Below are 1,224 nucleotides of genomic sequence, written 5' to 3' on the forward strand. Positions count from 1 at the left end.
GCTCAAGAAGCAAGGCGTCCCCCCAAAACAGCGGCCCCCGAAACCGGCGCCCAATGCCCAGTATCCCACCAAACAGCAACTCGCCTTGCGCTTGCTGGCGGCGTTCAAGGCCCAACATCCCGACATCCGGGTGCACTGTATCGTGGCGGATGCCCTCTATGGCACGGGAGCCTTTGTCGATGAGGCCTCGGCCATGTTCGGTGGCGTGCAAGTCCTCTCCCAAATCCGCAGCAATCAGAACATTCGCGCCGGGAAACGCGAACAGTACGTGGCCGACTATTTTGTCACCCATCCCGGGACGCCCCACACCATCCGCATCCGGGGGGGTGAGGAGGTGGTGGTATGGGTCAGCAGCGCGCGTTTATACGTCTGTTCCCACAAAACCAAGCGGTTCATCGTGGCGCTCAAATATGCCGAGGAGGAGACCTATCGCTATCTGATCGCCTCCGACCTGAGCTGGCGGACGCTTGATATTGTCCAGGGCCACTCTCTACGGTGGCTCGTGGAGGTTTTTATTCAGGACTGGAAGTCGTATGAAGGCTGGAGCCCGTTGACCAAGCAGCCCGGCGAAGAGGGCGCACGCCACAGCGTGATCCTGAGCCTGCTGGTTGATCACAGTCTCTTCGTGCATCCCGACCAACAGCACCAGCTTAAAAACAACCTGCCCGCATACACTGTGGGGAGTCTACGAGCACACGTGCAAGTGGAGTGTCTGGCCGATGTCATCGACGACCTCGTGTCGTCCGACCATCCTCAGGATCAACTCAAGCGCTTCACCAAAGCCCTACACGAGGTGTTTGCCCTCAGCCGGTCCACCAAGCATATGATCCAGCGTCAATTGGGACGACTCGAGCCGACTCCTTCCTTGAAGTACCGAGCGCACGAAGTCATGCGGAACGTGCCGGTGATGTCAACCTAAAAAAACTTGATCATGGAGTATTCACGAACTCCGCGTCCAGGAAATCAACCGCGTGTTTCGAGAACTCGGCGGCGAACATGATTCCAAGTGGATATGGGAATCAGCGACACGGTTGACGAGGACGATTGTCGAATGGCGCTACACGGAGGGAGATACCCGTTATGACGGGATCGCGGCCATATTTAGCGCTGAGATAGGCAGAAATGCCCGTAAAACGGGCCTGTTGCGCTTTCAATTTCCTGGCCTGCTGATCCCTATACTCAAAGACCCACGCCGTTTTGCCCGCCTGCGCACGCATTTCATGA

General features: G+C 57.4%; 2 protein-coding genes. Both read left to right on the forward strand.

Translation table 11 applies throughout. The features are described from left to right. Positions 1-919 (forward strand): hypothetical protein (locus tag VJ369_RS00655; RefSeq protein ID WP_324090233.1); only part of this gene is annotated, 919 nt, incomplete at its 5' end. A gap of 52 nt (positions 920-971) precedes the next feature. Continuing rightward, a partial coding sequence (locus VJ369_RS00660; RefSeq protein ID WP_324090234.1) for a hypothetical protein occupies positions 972-1,224 on the forward strand: 253 nt, incomplete at its 3' end.

This window comes from Glutamicibacter sp., from assembly GCF_035257265.1.
In the GTDB taxonomy this organism is placed as follows: domain Bacteria; phylum Actinomycetota; class Actinomycetes; order Actinomycetales; family Micrococcaceae; genus Glutamicibacter.